Source organism: Candidatus Methylobacter favarea, from assembly GCF_902806695.1.
GTDB classification, from domain to species: Bacteria; Pseudomonadota; Gammaproteobacteria; order Methylococcales; family Methylomonadaceae; genus Methylobacter_B; species Methylobacter_B favarea.
In genome coordinates this window covers 1-18,002 of record NZ_CADCXN010000068.1, presented here as the reverse complement: position 1 = coordinate 18,002, position 18,002 = coordinate 1, and the positions used below count along the sequence as shown (strand labels likewise).

Annotated in this window: 15 protein-coding genes; 4 read left to right on the top strand and 11 right to left on the bottom strand. The window is 44.4% G+C overall.

Translation table 11 applies throughout. The annotated features are described in order from the left end of the window. Nucleotides 1-52: 52 nt before the first annotated feature. The 4 genes from HUX64_RS10360 to HUX64_RS10345 form a co-directional block, all read right to left on the bottom strand. Nucleotides 53-2,341: a polysaccharide biosynthesis tyrosine autokinase gene (locus HUX64_RS10360; protein WP_174626162.1), complete on the bottom strand. Its 2,289-nt coding sequence runs from the start codon at nt 2,339-2,341 to the stop codon at nt 53-55. A gap of 251 nt (nt 2,342-2,592) precedes the next feature. Next, nucleotides 2,593-3,795 (bottom strand): polysaccharide biosynthesis/export family protein, encoded by a 1,203-nt coding sequence (locus HUX64_RS10355; RefSeq protein ID WP_174626161.1) that lies wholly within the window; start codon nt 3,793-3,795, stop codon nt 2,593-2,595. A gap of 89 nt (nt 3,796-3,884) precedes the next feature. Next, the gene (locus HUX64_RS10350; RefSeq protein WP_174626160.1) at nt 3,885-4,325 is read right to left on the bottom strand and encodes a low molecular weight protein-tyrosine-phosphatase; all 441 of its coding nucleotides are present in this window, start codon (nt 4,323-4,325) and stop codon (nt 3,885-3,887) included. A 1,799-nt stretch (nt 4,326-6,124) separates the two neighbouring features. After that, a complete protein-coding gene (locus HUX64_RS10345) occupies nt 6,125-6,727 on the bottom strand; it encodes a hypothetical protein (RefSeq protein WP_217426496.1) in 603 nt (200 codons plus the stop codon). A gap of 478 nt (nt 6,728-7,205) precedes the next feature. Here HUX64_RS10345 and gmk point away from each other — a divergent pair, with 478 nt between their 5' ends. Beyond that, nucleotides 7,206-7,820 carry a guanylate kinase gene (gene gmk, locus HUX64_RS10340; RefSeq protein WP_174626158.1) on the top strand — a complete coding sequence of 205 codons (615 nt, stop codon included), beginning with the start codon at nt 7,206-7,208 and terminating at the stop codon, nt 7,818-7,820. Nucleotides 7,821-7,867: 47 nt separating this feature from the next. On the opposite strand, the gene HUX64_RS10335 is transcribed toward gmk, so the two are convergent. From HUX64_RS10335 to HUX64_RS10310, 6 genes are all read right to left on the bottom strand, one after another. Next, nucleotides 7,868-8,197 carry a hypothetical protein gene (locus HUX64_RS10335; RefSeq protein ID WP_246246987.1) on the bottom strand — a complete coding sequence of 110 codons (330 nt, stop codon included), beginning with the start codon at nt 8,195-8,197 and terminating at the stop codon, nt 7,868-7,870. Nucleotides 8,198-8,323: 126 nt separating this feature from the next. Then, complete coding sequence (locus tag HUX64_RS10330; protein WP_174626157.1) at nt 8,324-9,043, bottom strand: response regulator; 720 nt, start codon at nt 9,041-9,043, stop codon at nt 8,324-8,326. Beyond that, nucleotides 9,043-10,485: an ATP-binding protein gene (locus tag HUX64_RS10325; protein WP_174626156.1), complete on the bottom strand. Its 1,443-nt coding sequence runs from the start codon at nt 10,483-10,485 to the stop codon at nt 9,043-9,045. Before HUX64_RS10325 ends, HUX64_RS10330 begins: the two co-directional genes overlap by 1 nt. 106 nt (nt 10,486-10,591) lie before the next feature. Next, nucleotides 10,592-11,590: an NAD(P)H-dependent glycerol-3-phosphate dehydrogenase gene (locus tag HUX64_RS10320; RefSeq protein ID WP_174626155.1), complete on the bottom strand. Its 999-nt coding sequence runs from the start codon at nt 11,588-11,590 to the stop codon at nt 10,592-10,594. Nucleotides 11,591-11,598: 8 nt separating this feature from the next. Then, entirely contained in the window at nt 11,599-12,069 is a 471-nt protein-coding gene (gene secB / locus HUX64_RS10315) for a protein-export chaperone SecB (RefSeq protein WP_174626154.1), read from the bottom strand. 46 nt (nt 12,070-12,115) lie between these two features. Then, entirely contained in the window at nt 12,116-12,574 is a 459-nt protein-coding gene (locus tag HUX64_RS10310) for a rhodanese-like domain-containing protein (RefSeq protein WP_174626153.1), read from the bottom strand. Nucleotides 12,575-13,026: 452 nt separating this feature from the next. Here HUX64_RS10310 and gpmI point away from each other — a divergent pair, with 452 nt between their 5' ends. The 3 genes from gpmI (at nt 13,027) to HUX64_RS10295 (ending at nt 17,164) form a co-directional block, all read left to right on the top strand. Next, nucleotides 13,027-14,574 carry a 2,3-bisphosphoglycerate-independent phosphoglycerate mutase gene (gene gpmI, locus HUX64_RS10305; RefSeq protein WP_174626152.1) on the top strand — a complete coding sequence of 516 codons (1,548 nt, stop codon included), beginning with the start codon at nt 13,027-13,029 and terminating at the stop codon, nt 14,572-14,574. Nucleotides 14,575-14,711: 137 nt separating this feature from the next. After that, nucleotides 14,712-15,758 (top strand): murein hydrolase activator EnvC family protein, encoded by a 1,047-nt coding sequence (locus HUX64_RS10300; RefSeq protein ID WP_246246986.1) that lies wholly within the window; start codon nt 14,712-14,714, stop codon nt 15,756-15,758. A gap of 86 nt (nt 15,759-15,844) precedes the next feature. After that, complete coding sequence (locus HUX64_RS10295) at nt 15,845-17,164, top strand: S41 family peptidase (protein ID WP_174626150.1); 1,320 nt, start codon at nt 15,845-15,847, stop codon at nt 17,162-17,164. A 439-nt stretch (nt 17,165-17,603) separates the two neighbouring features. On the opposite strand, the gene HUX64_RS10290 is transcribed toward HUX64_RS10295, so the two are convergent. Further along, nucleotides 17,604-17,888, bottom strand: a complete 285-nt coding sequence (locus HUX64_RS10290) for a hypothetical protein (protein WP_174626149.1) — start codon at nt 17,886-17,888, stop codon at nt 17,604-17,606. Between the last annotated feature and the right edge of the window lie 114 nt (nt 17,889-18,002).

Here is an 18,002-nt window from a genome sequence, read left to right as displayed (position 1 = left end):
GGTAAGGGTAACCGCAGTAAATGCAGATATAGATATTTCATCTATGGTTACATCAGTTAGCTTTATTGTAACTATATTGATAAATATATTTGTATTGTCCATATCCGTATCCATAGCGCGAGGAGGCTTTAGGTAAATCATTAAACACGACACCTTTTAAAGGGACACCGCCCTGAGTTAGACGCTTGACGCTTTGTTCCAACTCTCGCATGGGGTGTTGACCTGCTCTAACAACCATTAATGTTGCACTAGCCCTACGTCCAATTATTGCTGCATCGGTAACTGCTAAAATAGGCGGCGAGTCAATGATGACATGGTCGTAATTCTTACTAATGTTTTCCAATAAATGACCAAACCGTTCATGCAACAGTAATTCTGAGGGGTTGGGCGGTATAGATCCGCTGGGGATAAAGTCCAGATTGACTATCGGTGTTTTATGAATCGTTACATCCCATTTGGGAGCCCGGCCTGAAATAGTATTTGAAATGAGCTCTGAAAGTCCATTTTCTCTACCAATGTCGAAAATCTTATTGATAAAACCCTTGCGCATATCACCATCGATTAACAAAATTTTTTTACCAGCCTCGGCCAAAACGACGGCAAGATTAATGCATACGAAGGTTTTTCCAACTCCTGGGCTAGGACCAGTAATCATAATAATATTGTTTTGCGCTTCTAAAAAAGCAAAATGCAAAGTAGTTCGTAAGCTGCGCAAGCTTTCTATGGCTAGATCCTCTTTATTTTGCACCGCCAAAATTAAAGGTTCTTTTACTTTTCGTGGATGATTTATTTTAATCTTTTTATTGAGCTTTTCTTGATCAACACTATGAGGAATGCTTGCATAAACCGGAATATGCAATTCTTTTTCTATTAAATCGGGGTCCTCGATGCCACGGCGTAATGCTTTGCGAATAAAAGTTAAAGCTATGCCTAAGATCAATCCCAAGATGAGTGAAAACGCCATGATGAGTACTTTTTTGGGTTTTATAGGCAACGTGGGCGATATAGCATAATCGATAATTCTTACATCCGGTACTGCGCCAGCTTTTGCGACACGAAGTGTCTGAGAGTTGTTAAGTAAAGTGGTGTAGAGTTCAGTATTGACCTGAACGTCTCTAGCCAGCTTTAATATGACTTGTTGGGTTTCTGGTAAAGCTTCAATTTTTTGCTCGTGATTATTCATCTGACCTTGCAATCGGGCAATTTGCTTATCAACGGAAACAATGGAAGGATGCGATTCAGTAAACTTTTGCCTTAGCTCATCACGTTGCTGCTGCAGTTTCGTGATTTCAGTTTTTAGTTCCACCACGCCTTTTAAAATGCCTTGTGTTTCGAGATCTAAATCAATTGAGCCTTGGCGGGTTCTGTAGTCGTTTAAAGCTGTTGTTGCTTCAGCCAGTCGCTCTTTAAGCAAGGGCATCTGCTCATTCAGGAATTCCAGTGTTTTTTGTGCTTCCGCTGATTTTTTTTCAACGTTTTGGCGGATATAAATATTAACGATTTGATTTAATATCTGTACGGCCAATTCAGGTTTGTCGGCTTCCAGGGTCAATTCGAGAATCCTGGTAAGTTTGCCTTTTTCAGTGACGAGAAGATTTTCTTTTAATTCATTTATCGCTTTGTCTTCAGATAATCGCATAACAGTAAATTCAGTACCCGGCCGGGCTTTTAATAATGGGACAAACAGCATGAGGGATTGTTGTTCGCCTTTCAGTTGTTTGCTGGCCAGTTTACCTACTTCACCTTCTAATATTAGCTCTCCTTCAAGCATGAGCTGGAAATGGCCTTGTTTGCTTGCTGCCATCAATATGAACTTTTTATTGAGCCAGTTGGATGGCACCATAAAGGCGTCGACGCGGATGGATTCACCGCCCCATGCATATTGTGTTCTTCCTAAGAATGCATTTGAAACTTTATTGTCTTTATTGGACTGTTCATAATGTCTGGCAATAGCCTCTCCGATAATAGGAAAATATTTTGGTTTAGCGATAATACTTAAACCAAGATTTCTAATAGCTTCCCCTAATACCATTCGTGAATTGATAAGCTCAACTTCTGCCATTACGGGTATCTCTGTTTTTTGTATGGAAACACCTGGTTCAAGGGTTCTGAGTGCTTGTGATTGCGCTTCGACTTGCAACATGGCATCGGATTTATAAACGGGACGGTCAATAAAGACTTTGGCTGTACCGATAGCCAGCACGACTGCGGTAGTCAAAGCGATAAGCCATTTGTTATCAAGCAGTATGGCTATAATTTCACTTAAATCGACTTTATCGTCCTTTTCATTTGGTAAGTAATTGACTGCGAGGTTGCTATTATCGAAAAAAGGTTTTTGCATTTTATACTTAAAAAATTGTTTAGTTGAATTAAATTGAAGTGGTTATTTTGCAATAAATATTGCATTGGCTATAGGCAAACGGAAATACACGCTTTAATTTATATTTTTGCAATAGCCATTACTAATAAACGAGTAAGTTATGCATTAACCTGATATTAAGCGAACCCAAACCGTTAAAGTTTTGCGGGATGAGCGCAACCTGCCTGATACAGCTAATCCGTAGTCTAAAGATCCACACATCTCATCCAGAATCATCGGTTGGGGTCAAATGGTTGAACAAACGAGTTCAACAGCGTAACAGTAGGTAGGATTTGATTGATGATTTGATTCCAGCGAATACCTGGTGCGCGGTCAATAAAAATAACGTCACGCGGCTGTAATGGAAAACGATCAGCCAACAATAAGGCATCGGGTGATTTGGCATTCAAATGAAATATTTCGGGCCTCCCAAGCCCACCTCTAAAGATGAAAATTCTGGCCGCATCCGCTACTTCCATATTAATGCCTCCCTGGTCACTGATTGCTTCAGTCAATGTCATTCTCCCTTTATTCATAAAGACACTGCGTGATCTTGTAGCGCTATTTGTACCAGAAGCAAAGCTATTAAGAATATTTGAGTCCCCTAACACAAAAACCTTATTAAATTGCCTATCCGGCACATTCAGCACATCACCGTGTTCAAGCGGCACGTTTTGACTGAGATCACCGCCTTCATAAAGAGACAGTAAATTGATGCTGTAGGTTTTATCGTGGCGAGTTAACGTTATATTTCGTGAATCTGCTTCCGGACTTAAGCCGCCGGCACTATTGATGGCTTCCAAAACGGTCAATGGTATATCTTTTACCAATTGGATACCCGGAGTGGCAACTTCTCCGACCACATAAACCCGTTGACTTCTATAACTGGCTATGCGTACGTCAAGCTGAACTTGTTCTATATATACCGAAAGTTTTTCGGTTAATTGTTGGCGGATTTCTTCAACTGTTCTCCCGGCCGCTTTTATTACGCCGGCATAGGGATAGAAAATATTACCGTCTTCGCCAACAATTGTGCCCGCTGTTTCTGCCGAGCGAAATTCACCGGCAGGGATAGTCAACTCAGGGTGCTCCCAAACGGTTATAGTGAGAATATCCCGGGGACCGACAAGATATTGGCTGGAGTGGGCGAGGGGCGCGCCTTTTTTAGCTTTAGAACCAATGCGATAGTTATAATAAAGATTGGCAATATTGTTAGCACCCAAGCTACGATTGTTTAAATCTTTTTCTAAGTCAACAATTAACTGAGCTGTAATCAGTTTAATATTCAGCTTTTTTAAAATGGTTTTATTGTTTTCAGTAACTGGCATTTCTACGCTCGATTGAGAGGAAAAATGGCTTATATGCTGTCCTGGTATGATGGTGCAGGCGCAAAGTTGGTCTATTGTAATCAGGATCAGTAAAGCTTTGATGCGCATAGAATTAGATATCCAATTAGAGATATTGTTAAGGTAAGAAGCGGAATAAATAGAGTTTTAATAAAGTGTAGTCAGTTTTATAATTTCCATTATAATTTTTTTAACCATTCGGATACGCCTCGCTCAATTAAATTAAACGATGTTACAAAAGCTGATAAATTTTGTTGGTAAGGGTCGGGAATATCGAAATTTCCCCAATTGCCGAGGTGAAAAATTTTGCCTTTTGCATAAGGTTCAATTTTTTCGATGGCGCTTTTGTGAAACGATTCCATAACCAGAATAAGATCAGCCTTACGGATTATATCCTTATTCAACTGGCGCGCCCGATAGCCTGAAATGTCGATGCCTTTTTTCATCATCAGCTGACAGGCTTTCACATCCGGGGCATGCCCAACTAATGCCCCAAGACCTGCAGAGCTCACTACGTAATCAGCTTTTCCAGAGGCGATAAGTGCTTGTTTTAACAAGCCTTCTGCCATTGGGCTCCTGCATACATTTCCGACACAAACAATGAGTATATTTTTAAACATCAACTAAATCTTAAGAAAATTCATATCTAATTATAATGCAAGATAAATGCTAGACGGTAGTCCAGTCATTGAGTTAGGGTTGGCATAGCTGGTTTGGCCGCGGTGTCTGTAAACTGCCAAAACTCATTTTGCTCGACTATCCCGTATTTGTTGAGCCGTTAACATCCCTGATTGAGACTTATACTGTATGCCTGTCGGCATCTTCAATTACCGGCAAACTATAAGTCATTGATCAGGATCTTATTCATAAAGCGGTTTGCCCAAGTTTGTTCAGTGGGTAACATCCTGTCTTGTAAGGGGATAAATATTGCTCCATCGTTCCGGACGATTCTGCATCAATAAAAAAGGCCCATGATCTTTTAATCGGTCAATGTTCTGGTGACAAAATTAATCATTTTTCCGTAAGTTCCAATTTTGCTTGTGCCTTTCCAAATTGTAAACTGGCGCTAGGTCGTCACCATCAATAGATACTGCTCAGGACGCTGTGATGTATCAACTAGAGCCGATGCCGTAATATTGAGCCCGGATAAATTGCCATTTACTGTCTTAATAAGTGCTATCGAAATTTACCCTCATTTTTAGAGAAAGGGCAAATGGAACAGCCTCTTCTAAAGACTATGACAGCCATGTGTTTATTGACACCCTTCAGGGCTTAAGCTGTTGAGGCGGTGATTCCGCCTTACAGCCACCGTAAACCATCCCGTAGCTGTGACGGGTTTATTTATAAGCAGCGCCGTTTGAGTGATTGCTTTTTAAAAAGCAAACACTGCCGTCAAATTTAATCCCGGTTCAGGAAACTGGCCCGGAATTATTCCGCTCGTGTGCATGTAGTCCCTGCTTCTAGGAATTTTTGAGCATTCTAATAACAACAAATCATTTGTTCAAGTCCAACAAGTATGTAACGCATGAGGGTCTGATTCTTCTCTTACGCTAACGATTGAACATATTTCCGAAAGCTGGTTTAATAGCCTAAGTTATTTTTTTATGAGCCGTTCTGCCGATCTGAATGAGTACTGCCCTAGTACATTAATATGCTTGGTCATCAATCAGGATAAGCGCTCCTCGCAATCTTTATTAATCTGTTGAGATTGCTGCTGCAGATGGTCTAACGCTTGCACTACATAGTATTCCACAATATTATATAGCATTGGTCACCTTTCCTAGCTGCTAGCTGATTTTTTTGTCCTGCGCGATATCGCTTGCCGAGTTTACCTTGTTTCCCGTGGCAAAGGTATTTTTTGTCTGGACTATGGGGTCTACTTTAGGGACCGGAATAGTGTTGACACCCTACGGCGGTATTTGTGGGTTGATGGGCTCATCTTGCCTTGATATTTGCGATTAATGTATCCACGTTGAGAAAGAAGATCTGGGCAACAGCATTAATCAGGCCCTGCCTGCCGGGCCCGAGCAAATTTTTTCCTGTGCGCCAACTCAAGCCAAAAGGGGGTAGGCTATTTAACCGGCGGCCCATGCAGCCTGTGACATCGACTGCTGCAAATACTACTCTGCTTATGTCGGCGATGCTTAACCGCACTAGGCCCATAGGGCAGGGCTCAAGAGAGGTATATAGCGTATATCCCTTCATAGTTGTATATTTTAAACTCTCATTCTCAAAGTTACCCATGATCCCCATCTTAGCATATCGAACACTCCGGAAGTGAAAGTTAAACACCAGATTATGCCCTTGAACGATTAGACGATCAGTGGAGCTAAAGCTGCAATGGAAGCAACGATTTTCTTGGTAAAGCCACATTGTAGCCGCCGAATGACGAGCATCCAGGCTAAAGGAGATAAAAACATCAAAATATACAAGTCGAAGAAATTAAGTACACGGATGTCATCATAAAGCGTTCCTTTAAAGAACCAAATCCAGTAACCGCTTGTAACTGCGATCGGATCAATAAAAGATCCAAGAGGACAGCACTGATTCCATCAATAGAGACGCTCTTCATAATAGATCCTTTTAGGTAAGGAGTTAAAAGCTTCGGCGGGAGAATATTCCCTCTACCAGGGGAGGCGTCTTCTTCACACGCTGATCCAGCCAAACAGAATAAAGGTTTAAACCCAAAATCGGTATTGGTCCCGATATTGATAGTTGTGTACCGCAAAAGCAGAAACAAAAGCCAGGGTAGCCAGAAAAGCTGCCAGAAATAATGAAAAAAATGACAGCGGCTCCGCTCCGTCATGTGCAATCGAATATAACCGACGATAACTGGGGAGACGGTAGGGGTAATTAAAGCAGCGTTAAACCAGGGGTTCATTGGTTCTCCCTCTATACGCCTTAAGAACGTATCCCGGCAGGTGCGTAGCTCGCTAGGTGATGATGTGCTGTAGTACAGATAAGAATCGGCTCCTCCCCACAGCGGATCGGTATGTGATAAAATTGATTGAACCAGCAGCATGGGTCGGCAGACGACCCATCAGCTGCCGTTGGCGAATTATTACTGTAGCGTTTGCGCCCTCAGGAAAAAGACTAATGAAGCCGTCTGCTTGATGGTGGGCAGCGAGGATAATGTGCCAAGGACGACCTTCAAAAGTCTATGACGGATTTGGATTAAGGCGCTATTAAAGGTTTTTTGAGTTTTGTTGTCATTAAAAAGCGGCGCCATCCTGTAATAAACAAGCCAATTTTTTCAACCCGGTATCAAAATTTCCCATAAGCTCTAAGCACGCGGCTTTAAAAATCAATGGCCGGCATCTAAATATAAAATTTTATAATGTCTGCCCGGAAAGCCTGGAATTTCAGGAGTCGTACAATAATTGCCTTCATGCCCCAAAAAATGAGAGCGCTAGATTTATATCTATGCCAAAATAAAGGATTATTGAAAAATATAATTGCTAATTCAATAGCTTAAAACACTACTTTATATTTAGATACACATGAATAACGGCAAACTCTATATTATTTCCGCACCTTCCGGGGCCGGAAAAACCACTCTGGTTAAGCAGCTGATTTCCGATTTGGACAACCTGACCGTATCCATTTCCCACACCACCCGTCCGATGCGTACTGGCGAGACAAATGGTCAGGATTATTACTTTATTACGATTGAAGACTTTCAAGCCATGCAGGAAAAACAGGCTTTTCTTGAATATGCACAGGTTTTTGATAATTTTTACGGGACGGCGCAACAGACTCTGGAACAAAACCTGAAAAAAGGTAGCGATGTCATCCTTGAAATCGACTGGCAGGGCGCTCAGCAAGTTAAAAAATTATTGCCGGACAGCATCTCAATTTTTATTTTACCGCCTTCGACAGAGGTTTTGCTGCAGCGGCTCCGAAATCGCGGCCAGGATGATGAACAAATTATTGCCCGGCGAATGCGCGATGCAGTGGCTGAAATTCGTCACTACGAGGAGTTCGATTATCTGGTGGTCAATAATGTTTTTGAGCAGGCGCTGACTGAATTAAAAAGCATCGTAATTGCCAACCGCTTAAGCAGACAAAGACAACTGCATAATCTTCGGCCTCTGCTAACGGCGTTGCTGTCATGAGGGGAATGCCGGCATAGGCTCTTTCCTGAGCCGTGCCGGCTGTGTTTTTATTGCGCTTTAGGCGTATCTTTTGTGCCGCGTTGCTCGTGACGGCGTTTATGAATGTCGTCCAGTTTGGTCATTTGCTCTGGAGTAAGAATCTTTTGCAGTTGCCCCCGCGTTTCTTCATGTAACGCTTTATACTTGGCTTTTTTTTCCTTAAATACAGCTTCGACCTGGGTTTTTTGTTCCGGGTTAAGACCCAGTTCCTGGGTTAAGCGCTCGATTTTCTGTCCATGAGGCCGCTTGAAATCGCCTTGCGGCTCTTGTCCGGCCAGGGCGGCTAGTGGAAGGCTTAAAGTCAGGACGATAATGCTTATCAGTTTTTTATTCATCATTAATTACCTCGGTTGTTAAAATAGATAGTCGATGCAGAACAGTCATTTGCCGTCCTTGATGAATAAGATACCCGTTAAAAAAGGAAGCACAATGAAGCAAATGTGGAAAGAATATGGAGTTTGGGATTAGGACATATCTCCATTAACTGCCGTTTTCGGTTGCGGCTCGTAGCGATAGCCGGCGCCATACACCGAATGTATCAGTTCTGCTTCGGGCAGCAAATCGCTGAGTTTTTTGCGCAGTTTTTTGATATGGCTGTCGATAGTCCGGTCCGAAACGATGCGGTGATCCTGATAAATCCGGTCCATTAATTGTATCCGTGAAAAAATCCGGCCCGAGTGCTGATACAGCACCTGCAGCAGTTGAAATTCAACGGCGGTTAGTGTCACTTCCTGGCCGCCTGCAATAACCCGGAAACTGAAAGCGTCCAGTTCCAGAATACTTGACTGAGCCGATACAGGCTGCGGCTGGGTTCGGCGTAACACGGCTTTAATGCGGGCCACAATCTCACGCGGGCTGAATGGCTTGCAGATATAATCATCGGCTCCCAGTTCCAGGCCTAGCAAGCGATCAATTTCTTCAATACGGGCCGTAACCATAATAATGGGGACGGCGCTGAAGCTGCGGATTTCCCTGCAAACATCCAGCCCGTCCCGGCCGGGCAGCATTAAATCGAGAAGAATTAAATCCACGCTGTTTTCCTTGAGCCAGGGTATGACTTCCAGACCATTATCAAAGCTGTGGGTTTTAAAGGCGGCGTTATGCAGATAATCTTCCAGCAGGAAGACAAGTTTTATCTCATCTTCAACGATCAGAATGCGTTTGCTTGATAGTATGGTATTCATCAGTAGACCGGAAGTTCCATTTTAATTTCAAGACCGCCCAGCGGCGAAGCTGCCGCGTAAATAGCGCCGTTATGAGCCTCGGCAATGTTCCGGCAAATTGCAAGTCCCAAGCCTGCTCCCCCATGACTGCGGCTGCGGGAGCTTTCGATCCGGTAAAAGCGATCAAACAATTTAGGCAGATCCTCTTCCATAACTCCCGGCGCGCTGTCCTGAAAACTGAACGAAATTTTATCGGCAACGCGGGAAACGGTAATGAGCAATTGACCCGCCTTATCGGTATAGTTCACGGTATTTTTCAGCAGATTTCGATAAAGCTGGGATAATCGGTCCGGATCGGCGTGAATTATGGAAGGTTCGACCAACCGGTTCTTCAGCTTTACCGAAATATTCCGTCGTTCAAATTCGGGAGCAAAAGCAGTGAGGTCTTCTTCCAGAGTAACCAGAGGATCAGTTTGCGTTTTGCGATAACTCAACGCGCCCTGATCGGACAGGGCCAACTGGTAGAGATCCTCCGCCAGCCGGTTCAGCCGCATGACATCGCCGTACAGCGAATCGACTGCATCACGGGTTAATGGCCGAATGCCGTCCTGCAAGGCTTCCAGTTCCCCGCGCAGCACTGATAATGGCGTGCGCAGTTCATGCGATATGTCCGCAACCCAGCGCCGGCGGGTCTGTTCGGCCTGTTCCAGCGCTGCGGCAAGATCATTAAAGTTATGCGCTAATTGTCCCAGTTCATCATGCGAATCAATCGGCAGCCGCGTGTCATACCGGCCGATTGCCAAGGCCTTGGACGCGGCGGTAATGCGCTTGAGCGGCATGCCCAGTATGTAAGCCAGCAGCAAGGCCAGGCTGGCCGAGAGCGATATCATTAACACCGCAATCCAGACAAACGCTTCAGTCTGCTGCTCCATGAACTGGATTTCCCCCAGCTGGTTAAGCGATTTACCGGGTAAAACGCCTAAAAAGCCAACGCTTTGGTTGCCCTGATAAATGGGTTTCAGAGACAAGTGCGAGAGCCGCTCGGGGCGCCCGAAGAGGATGCTTTTGTCGGCCTTTAATAACATGACGCGCATTTCCAGAGGAATGAAATGGCGCTTTGAATACGCTTCGGGCAATTTTGGCGGCCACGCCGCGGCGGGTTCGGCTGCTGCCTGTTTTAGCCAGGCCGGAGGCGGACGATAATGGCCATGCGGGTTGGCTTTTGACAATATTTCAATCCACTTGCTTTTATTATTGGCCAGTTTGCGCCATCCCTGATCCTTTGCATAATAGTCGGCCAGTGCTTCGATAAGGTTGTCTATGCGCTCTTTTTGCCGGGTTTCGACAAATACCATAAAGCCGCGTTCAAACGACTCGCGCATGAATGCATACATGCCGGCAACCACAATAAGGGTGGACAGCAGCAAGGTTAAAAACAATTTTACCCGAATCGATTTATACATTCCGCATCGCCAGCTGATAATTTATTATCTTCGCCAAATGTGCAAGAAATATGAAACGCTTCTTTCAGGTGGACGCTTAAAATTCTGAAGCTTATAAAAAACGGTTTTACGATTCGGGTTTCGGATCGCGGGCCAGCAGGTTTTGTACGGCGGTGAGCGGCGCCAGGTCGTCATATAAAACTTTGTAGACCTGTTCAGTAATCGGCATGTCTATACCCTGTTTTCTGGCGAGTAAAAAAGTTTCTCTGGCAGCCGCAATACCTTCAATCTCCTGGCCAATTTCCCGCAGCGTAGCGGCTTTATCCTTGCCTTGTCCCAAGGCTAAGCCGAAGCGCCGGTTACGGGATTGATCATCGGTGCAGGTTAAAATCAGATCGCCGAGGCCGGCCAAACCCATAAAGGTTTCCTGTTTGCCGCCCAGTTTGACGCCGAGACGGATAATTTCGGCAAGACCTCGGGTAATAAGCGCCGCCCGCGTGTTGGCGCCAAAGCCAAGCCCATCGGCAATGCCGGCGGCAATAGCCATGGCGTTTTTTACCGCGCCGCCAACTTCTACTCCGACCATATCGGAACTGGTGTAAGTTCGAAAACGTCCCCGGTGTAAAATTCCTGCTAACTGGTTTGCGAAATCCTGATTAGCTGATGCAATAGTGATTGCAGTGGGCAGATCGGCTGCAACCTCGCGCGCAAAAGTAGGGCCTGAAAGGATGGCCGAGGGCGTTTTCGGATAAAAAATGTCGGCTACAGTTTCATGAAGCAGGGAACCGTCCTCAGGATTAAATCCTTTAGTTGCCCAAGCTATTTTTACCTGATTTGATAACAAGGGTTTGAGCTTGATCAGAGTCTCTTGAAAGGCATGGCTGGGTACCACAACAAGCACAAGACTGCTGAATTTACCTACCTCCGCTAACTCGGAAGTAACAAAAAGATTGTCAGGAAAGGCCAGATCGGCAAGGTAGCGCCTATTTTGCCGATCCCGCGCCAGCGCTGCAATATGGTCTGGATCACGACCCCATAATAGAGTTTGACAGCCATTGCGCGCTGCCAGGATGGCCAGAGCAGTTCCCCATGAACCGGCGCCCAGAATCGCTATTTTTGTATTCATCAGGCAATTTAATTGATTGCGCCTGAACCCGGAGCTTGTTGCTGGACTTTTTGCAAATGCTGGGCATACAAAGCGTCAAAATTTACCGGCGCTAAAAGCAGTTGGGGGAAGCCGCCTTTGGCGACAAGGTCGGAAATGACTTCTCTTGCGTAAGGAAAAAGAATATTGGGACAAAAACTGCCCACCATGGGGCTCATTTCCTGCTCGGTAAAACCGCTCAGGGAGAAAATGCCGGCCTGATTGACTTCAACAAGATAGGCCGTTGAATCACCGCTCTTTACCGTAATAGTAATGGTGAGCACTACTTCATACAAGGAATTTTCCAAAGGCCCGACATTAGTGCCCAGGTTAAAGTCAACGGATGGTTCCCATTTCTCTGTAAATATCCTGGGTGAGTTGGGAGTTTCAAAAGATATATCCTTGGTATAAACCTTTTGAATGGAGAATTGTTTTTCTACAGCAGTGTTGGCTTCGGACATGTGACAGTTCTAGTAGAGATAATAGTGGCTTAAGAATTATCTGTGATTATTTCGATAATTCAGCGTTGATCTTCTTGCCGCTTACTTTTAGCGGTAATTTATAATCATTTTCCCAGGCTTGCAGTCCGCCGGTAATGACAAACACCTGTTCGAACCCCGCTTTCGTTAATAGTTTGCCGGCCGAAGACGAGCGGGCGCCATTTTGGCAGACAATAAGCACAGGTTCTTTTTTATGCGCTTCCAGTTTTGAAAGCTGTTCGGGTAATTTGCTTAACGGGATATTGACTGCATTTTCAATATGGCTTTGGGTAAATTCCTGTGGTTCGCGCACATCGATGATGGTGGCATTGCCGTCGTTCATTTTTGCGACAGCGAGCAAGGGCGAAACAGAGCCAAACTTTTTAAAGGCTAGGTCAAACAGCTCCTGCAGCAATAAATAGGTAACTACAGCCAGAGCGAGAGACAATATATAGTGATTTAAAATAAATTCGAGATAACGGTCCATGATAGTGTGGTTAAGTCAAGTAGATAGAAAATAAATCAATGCCCGGAACAGGCAAGCTGCATTATTTGAATGAGCTGTAGCATAGGCCCGTCATCGATGAGGTAGTAAGTCAGGCAAACGGGGCGTCGTTCTGCCTAGGTCGACATCCTCATACAAAAAAGCTTATTTACATTCTGGCATGCAGCTTGCTTATGGCCAAGGCTTTAGAGAGTCCAATTCTAAAAAGAATTCGGACAAGAATTATTTATACACAACGGTCACTAACGTGTATTAATATAGTAATGACATTATTTGGGATTACGCCCTGTTATTAGCCTACAAAAGTTAGTAACTTCAACAAAATGATACCTTATTTTCATGCATTTTAGGTAATAGAGAATAAAGCAGGGCATAAATTGATTTATAGTTAAGAAGGCAAATACCTATTTTATTTTAATATCAGGAGAATAAGGATGTCGAAGTCGAATCGGCCAAAGCCAGTGGTATTAGCAATCCTTGATGGATTGGGTTATACACTGGACAAAAAATATAATGCCATTGCCATGGCTAATGCGCCTTGCTGGAACAGATTGCAGAGGGACTATCCTATGGCTTTACTGGAGTGCTCAGGATCAGTTGTGGGATTGCCCGATGACCAGATGGGAAATTCCGAGGTTGGACATGTTCATATGGGAATGGGGCGGTATGTACCTCAGGATCTCACAAAAGTCAATGATGCTATAAAAAATGGCAGTTTTTTTTCCAACCCGGTCTTTTGCCGGGCCGTAGATGAGGCTAAAGAGAAAGACAAGTCTCTGCATATTCTTGGCTTGCTGTCACCTGGCGGTGTGCACAGCCACGAAGATCAGATTTTAGCAATGGTCGAGCTGGCGGCCAGGCGCGGCCTGCGTAAAATTTATGTGCATGCTTTTCTGGATGGACGGGATGTGCCGCCAAAGAGCGCGGCGTCATCCATTGAATTGCTTGAAGCAAAATTCAGAGAACTGGGGGTGGGCAGGATAGCTTCGATTGTCGGCCGTTTTTACGCAATGGATAGAGACAATCGTTGGGACCGGGTAAAATCCGCTTATGATCTTCTTACTAAAGGAGAGGCCACTGTCTATGCCGATTCAGCTTTAAAAGGTCTGGAGTCAGCTTATAGTCGCGGCGAGACGGATGAGTTTGTTTTGCCAACTGCTATTTTAGGCCCTGGCGGTAAGTCCGTTGCTCTTGACCTGGAAGATTCGGTCGTATTCATGAATTTCAGAGCAGATCGGGCCCGCGAAATATCGCAGGCAATAACGGCCAAAACATTTACTGCATTTGATAGAGGCCGCGCGCCTCATAAAGGCTATTTCTGTACATTGACCGAATATCATCAGGATTTTGATTATGATGTGGCTTTTCCCGCAAGCGACTTAAAAAATGGCCTGGGAGAGGTTTTATCCAAGCTGGGGATGAGCCAATTAAGGCTTGCTGAAACTGAGAAATATGCACATGTTACGTTTTTTTTTAATGGCGGCGTTGATACGCCTTTTCCTGGGGAAGACAGAATATTAGTGCCATCGCCTAAGGTAAGAACTTATGACCTGCAGCCGGAAATGAATGCAGCGGAAGTTACTGACCATTTGGTCGAGGCCATTACGGGTGGAAAATACGATGTGATTATCTGTAATTATGCCAATTGCGACATGGTCGGTCACACAGGCATAATTGATGCGGCGGTTTTAGCTGTTGAAGCAGTGGATGCTTCAATGCAACGCGTAGTCGAGGCATTGCAGCGCGTTAATGGAAGAATGCTGGTGACTGCTGATCATGGCAATATTGAGCAAATGGTGGATAAAACAACCGGCCAGCCCCATACCGCTCATACCACCAATCCGGTGCCTTTGATATATGTCGGCGGCGACAGACCCTTAGCTGCCGGCGGCAATCTAGCGGATATTGCGCCAACCATGCTGGCTATTTTAGGAATCGAGAAGCCTCTTGAAATGACTGGCAGATCACTTCTTATTTGTTGACCGGGTGAATGAGGAAACAGAGAGTTCTTTGTTTTTTTTTGCTGGGCATATCAGTAAGCGGGGGGAACGCAAATGTTGCAGAAAAAAACAGAGAACTGGGCGAGGTTCAATCAAATATTAATGCGGTGCAGCAAGATATGCAGCGCATTCAACTTGAGCAAAAAACATTAAATATCCAGTTGGCTGAAATTGAAAAAAGCTACGGCAAAACAGCCGCTTTATTAAAAAAGCTGAAACAGCAGATTGAACGCCAGCGCCTGAAATTGACTCATATTGGGCAGGAAGGCCACGCTCTTCAGAACCAGATTGCGAATCAAAGGGAGGAATTGGCCGGGCAAATAAAGGCTGCTTATGCGATGGGGCAAAAAGAAAAATTGAAGTTGCTGCTCAACCAGCGCGATCCTGCCCTGGCCAGTAGAATGATGATTTATTACAAATACTTAAACTCGGCGCGTTTGGCTAAATTGATTGATATTGAAGAGTCATTGAAGCATTTGAGCAGACTGGATAAGCAAAAACAGGATGAAAGCCGGTTTTTAGAGCAAACTTTACAGCAAAAGGAAGCGGAGCAGTCAATTTTGGATAAGGCCAAATTCCAAAGACAGGAACTGCTGACGCACTTAAATAAGGATTTGTATGCCACTGAACAGCAATTAAGACAATTAAATGAAAGTGAAACCCGATTGAAAAGTCTGATTGCTTCTTTGCAGCTAACTCCAGATAATTCTGAGTTGACTGTCAAACAGGAAAATGAGCTTTCCCCGCTAAAGAATGATGAGTCGTGGCAAAGGGAAGATTTTCCACAGCTTAAGGGTAAGTTGCCCTGGCCGGTTAGTGGTAAATTAGCAAAGAAATTTGGCAGCGCGCGTGCGGAGGGCAACTGGGACGGCGTATTAATAGATGCCCTAGAAGGTACAGAAATTCATGCTGTTACTACAGGAGAGGTAGTATATGCTGAATGGTTAAGAGGTTATGGCATGCTTATGATAATAGATCACGGCAAAGGGTATATGACGCTTTATGCATTTAACCAGAGTCTTTATAAGCAGGTCGGGGAGAAGGTAGAGGCAGGTGAAATTATTGCCTCCGTCGGACAGAGCGGGGGCCGAAGTCAGCCTGGGCTGTATTTTGGCATACGCAAGCAAGGCAAACCGGTTGATCCGCTTGAATGGTGTCGACAGTAAGCTGATTTAAAATCAGTGCTTTAAAGTAGAGATTAATCATTAGAAATATTATGTCAGGAAATCGAATATTTGGAGTCTTAAGACACATGCTAAAGAGAAATATTTTCATTTTGTCCATGGGGATTATGCTGGGTGTTTTTTTAAGCATTTGTAGCAGTGTCTTTGCTGAACGCGATAACGGAGAGGCAGCCGGCGATACTGAAGTTCTGCCTTACGAAGATTTGCGGACGTTTACAGAAATTTTTGGCCGAATTAAAAGAGATTATGTTGAGCCTGTCTCAGACAAAAAGTTACTGGAAGATGCTGTGCGCGGCATGCTCAGCGGTCTTGATCCTCATTCCGCCTATCTCGTTGCGGAAGAATATCAGGAATTAAAGGAAGGCACCACAGGCCAATTTGGCGGTCTGGGCATAGAAGTTACTATGGAAAACGGCTTTATAAAAGTCGTTTCTCCTATTGATGATACTCCTGCTCAGAGAGCAGGGATTAAAGCCGGAGATCTTATTGTTAGGCTTGATGACAAACCTGTAAAAGGCATGTCTTTGGCCGATGCCGTCAAGATGATGCGAGGCGAGCCCGGCAGTAAAATTTTGCTTACTGTAGTTCGCGAGGGGGAAGAAGCGCCATTAAAAATCACTATTGCCCGAGATATTATAAAAGTTAAAAGTGTAAAAAGCCGGGTTTTGGAAAAGAACTATGGCTACGTACGTATCAGCAGCTTTCAATCTGGAACAGGGGAGAGCCTTAAAGATGCACTTGCTGAGCTAAAAAAACAAAATGCAGGCAATTTAAAAGGCTTGGTGCTGGATTTAAGAAATAACCCTGGCGGAGTTTTAAATGCCGCGGTAGAAGTAAGCGATGCGTTTTTAAAAAGCGGGCTTATCGTTTATACAGAAGGCCGCATTGAGAATTCTGAAATGCGCTTTAATGCGGCTCCTGACGATCTTATTGACGGCGCCCCCATGATCGTATTGATTAATTCCGGTTCCGCATCAGCTTCGGAAATTGTAGCCGGGGCTTTGCAGGATCAGAAGCGTGCAGTTATTATGGGCGAGAAATCGTTCGGTAAGGGATCAGTGCAGACTATATTGCCAACGAGTAACGGAGCCGCCGTTAAGCTGACTACAGCGCGGTATTACACGCCTTCCGGCAGGTCCATACAAGCCGAAGGCATTGAGCCGGATATTGCTTTAGCGCATCTCAAGCTGGAATCCCTGGATAAGGCAGAGTTTAGTCCGGTAAAAGAAGCTGACCTATCACATCATTTGCAAAATGGCAAAGAAAGCACGGATATTCAAGGCGTGAATGCATTGGACAAAAACAAGGATCAGCCTCTGGAAATGAAAGACTATGCTTTATATGAGGCGCTGACCTTGTTAAAAGGCATCAGTATTGTAAATAAATAACTATTGCTTGGCTTGGATAAAAATCCGCATATCACATGGGGTATGCGGATTTTTTTATGCCTAGTCATACGGCAGTCAAAATCGCAAGCACTAAGGCCGAATGCCACGAAATACCCTGGTTTTTGCGGCGAAAGAGAATCTATGAAAATATAACGTCTTTCAGGATTGATATAGCTGCGTTAATAACCTTGCTGCCACGGCAAATTCATCAGGCAACGCCAATGGTTTCAGAACCTCAACGTCAGCGGCAAAACTGCTCAGCCATCAGCGTAGTTGCAGCGTGTCCTTAACAGTTGCTTGCAGCTGAAATAATGTCTCGTCAATCCGGGTAAGCTGTTGATCACTGCTCAACGGCGTTTCGGATAAAAGCCTTTGTATCCAGGTCTTGATTTTAAGGCTTAGCCGGATAGTACGCTCGGGCAGGGCAGGATAATCGAACTCACCTTAAATGGTTTTCCATTATTTTATTCATCATTTCAATAACTTGGCTGATAGGATCATTTTGCTCATCTTCATCCGGATCGTCATCCTCATTAACCCAAAAAACTTCGTAATCTTCTTTGATCTTTTCAATAAATTTAAGGTTTGTTATACCTCTCTCTTCACGTCCTTCTTGCCAATGATTTTTAATGAATTCATCAAGAAGGTTATTTTTTCGAAATAGATACGCAAGGTTACCTCTTTTAACACTAGTCTTAATTTTGCTATCCCATGTAATACGCATCTCAAAAAGCCCCCGGACAAAAATTAACCTGAGCCTGAGCGGATTGAAGCCAGGGAAAATGAGTCAGCTGCGTGAGCTGACCGGTATCACGGGTCAGCGCCAGCCAAGCGGTTG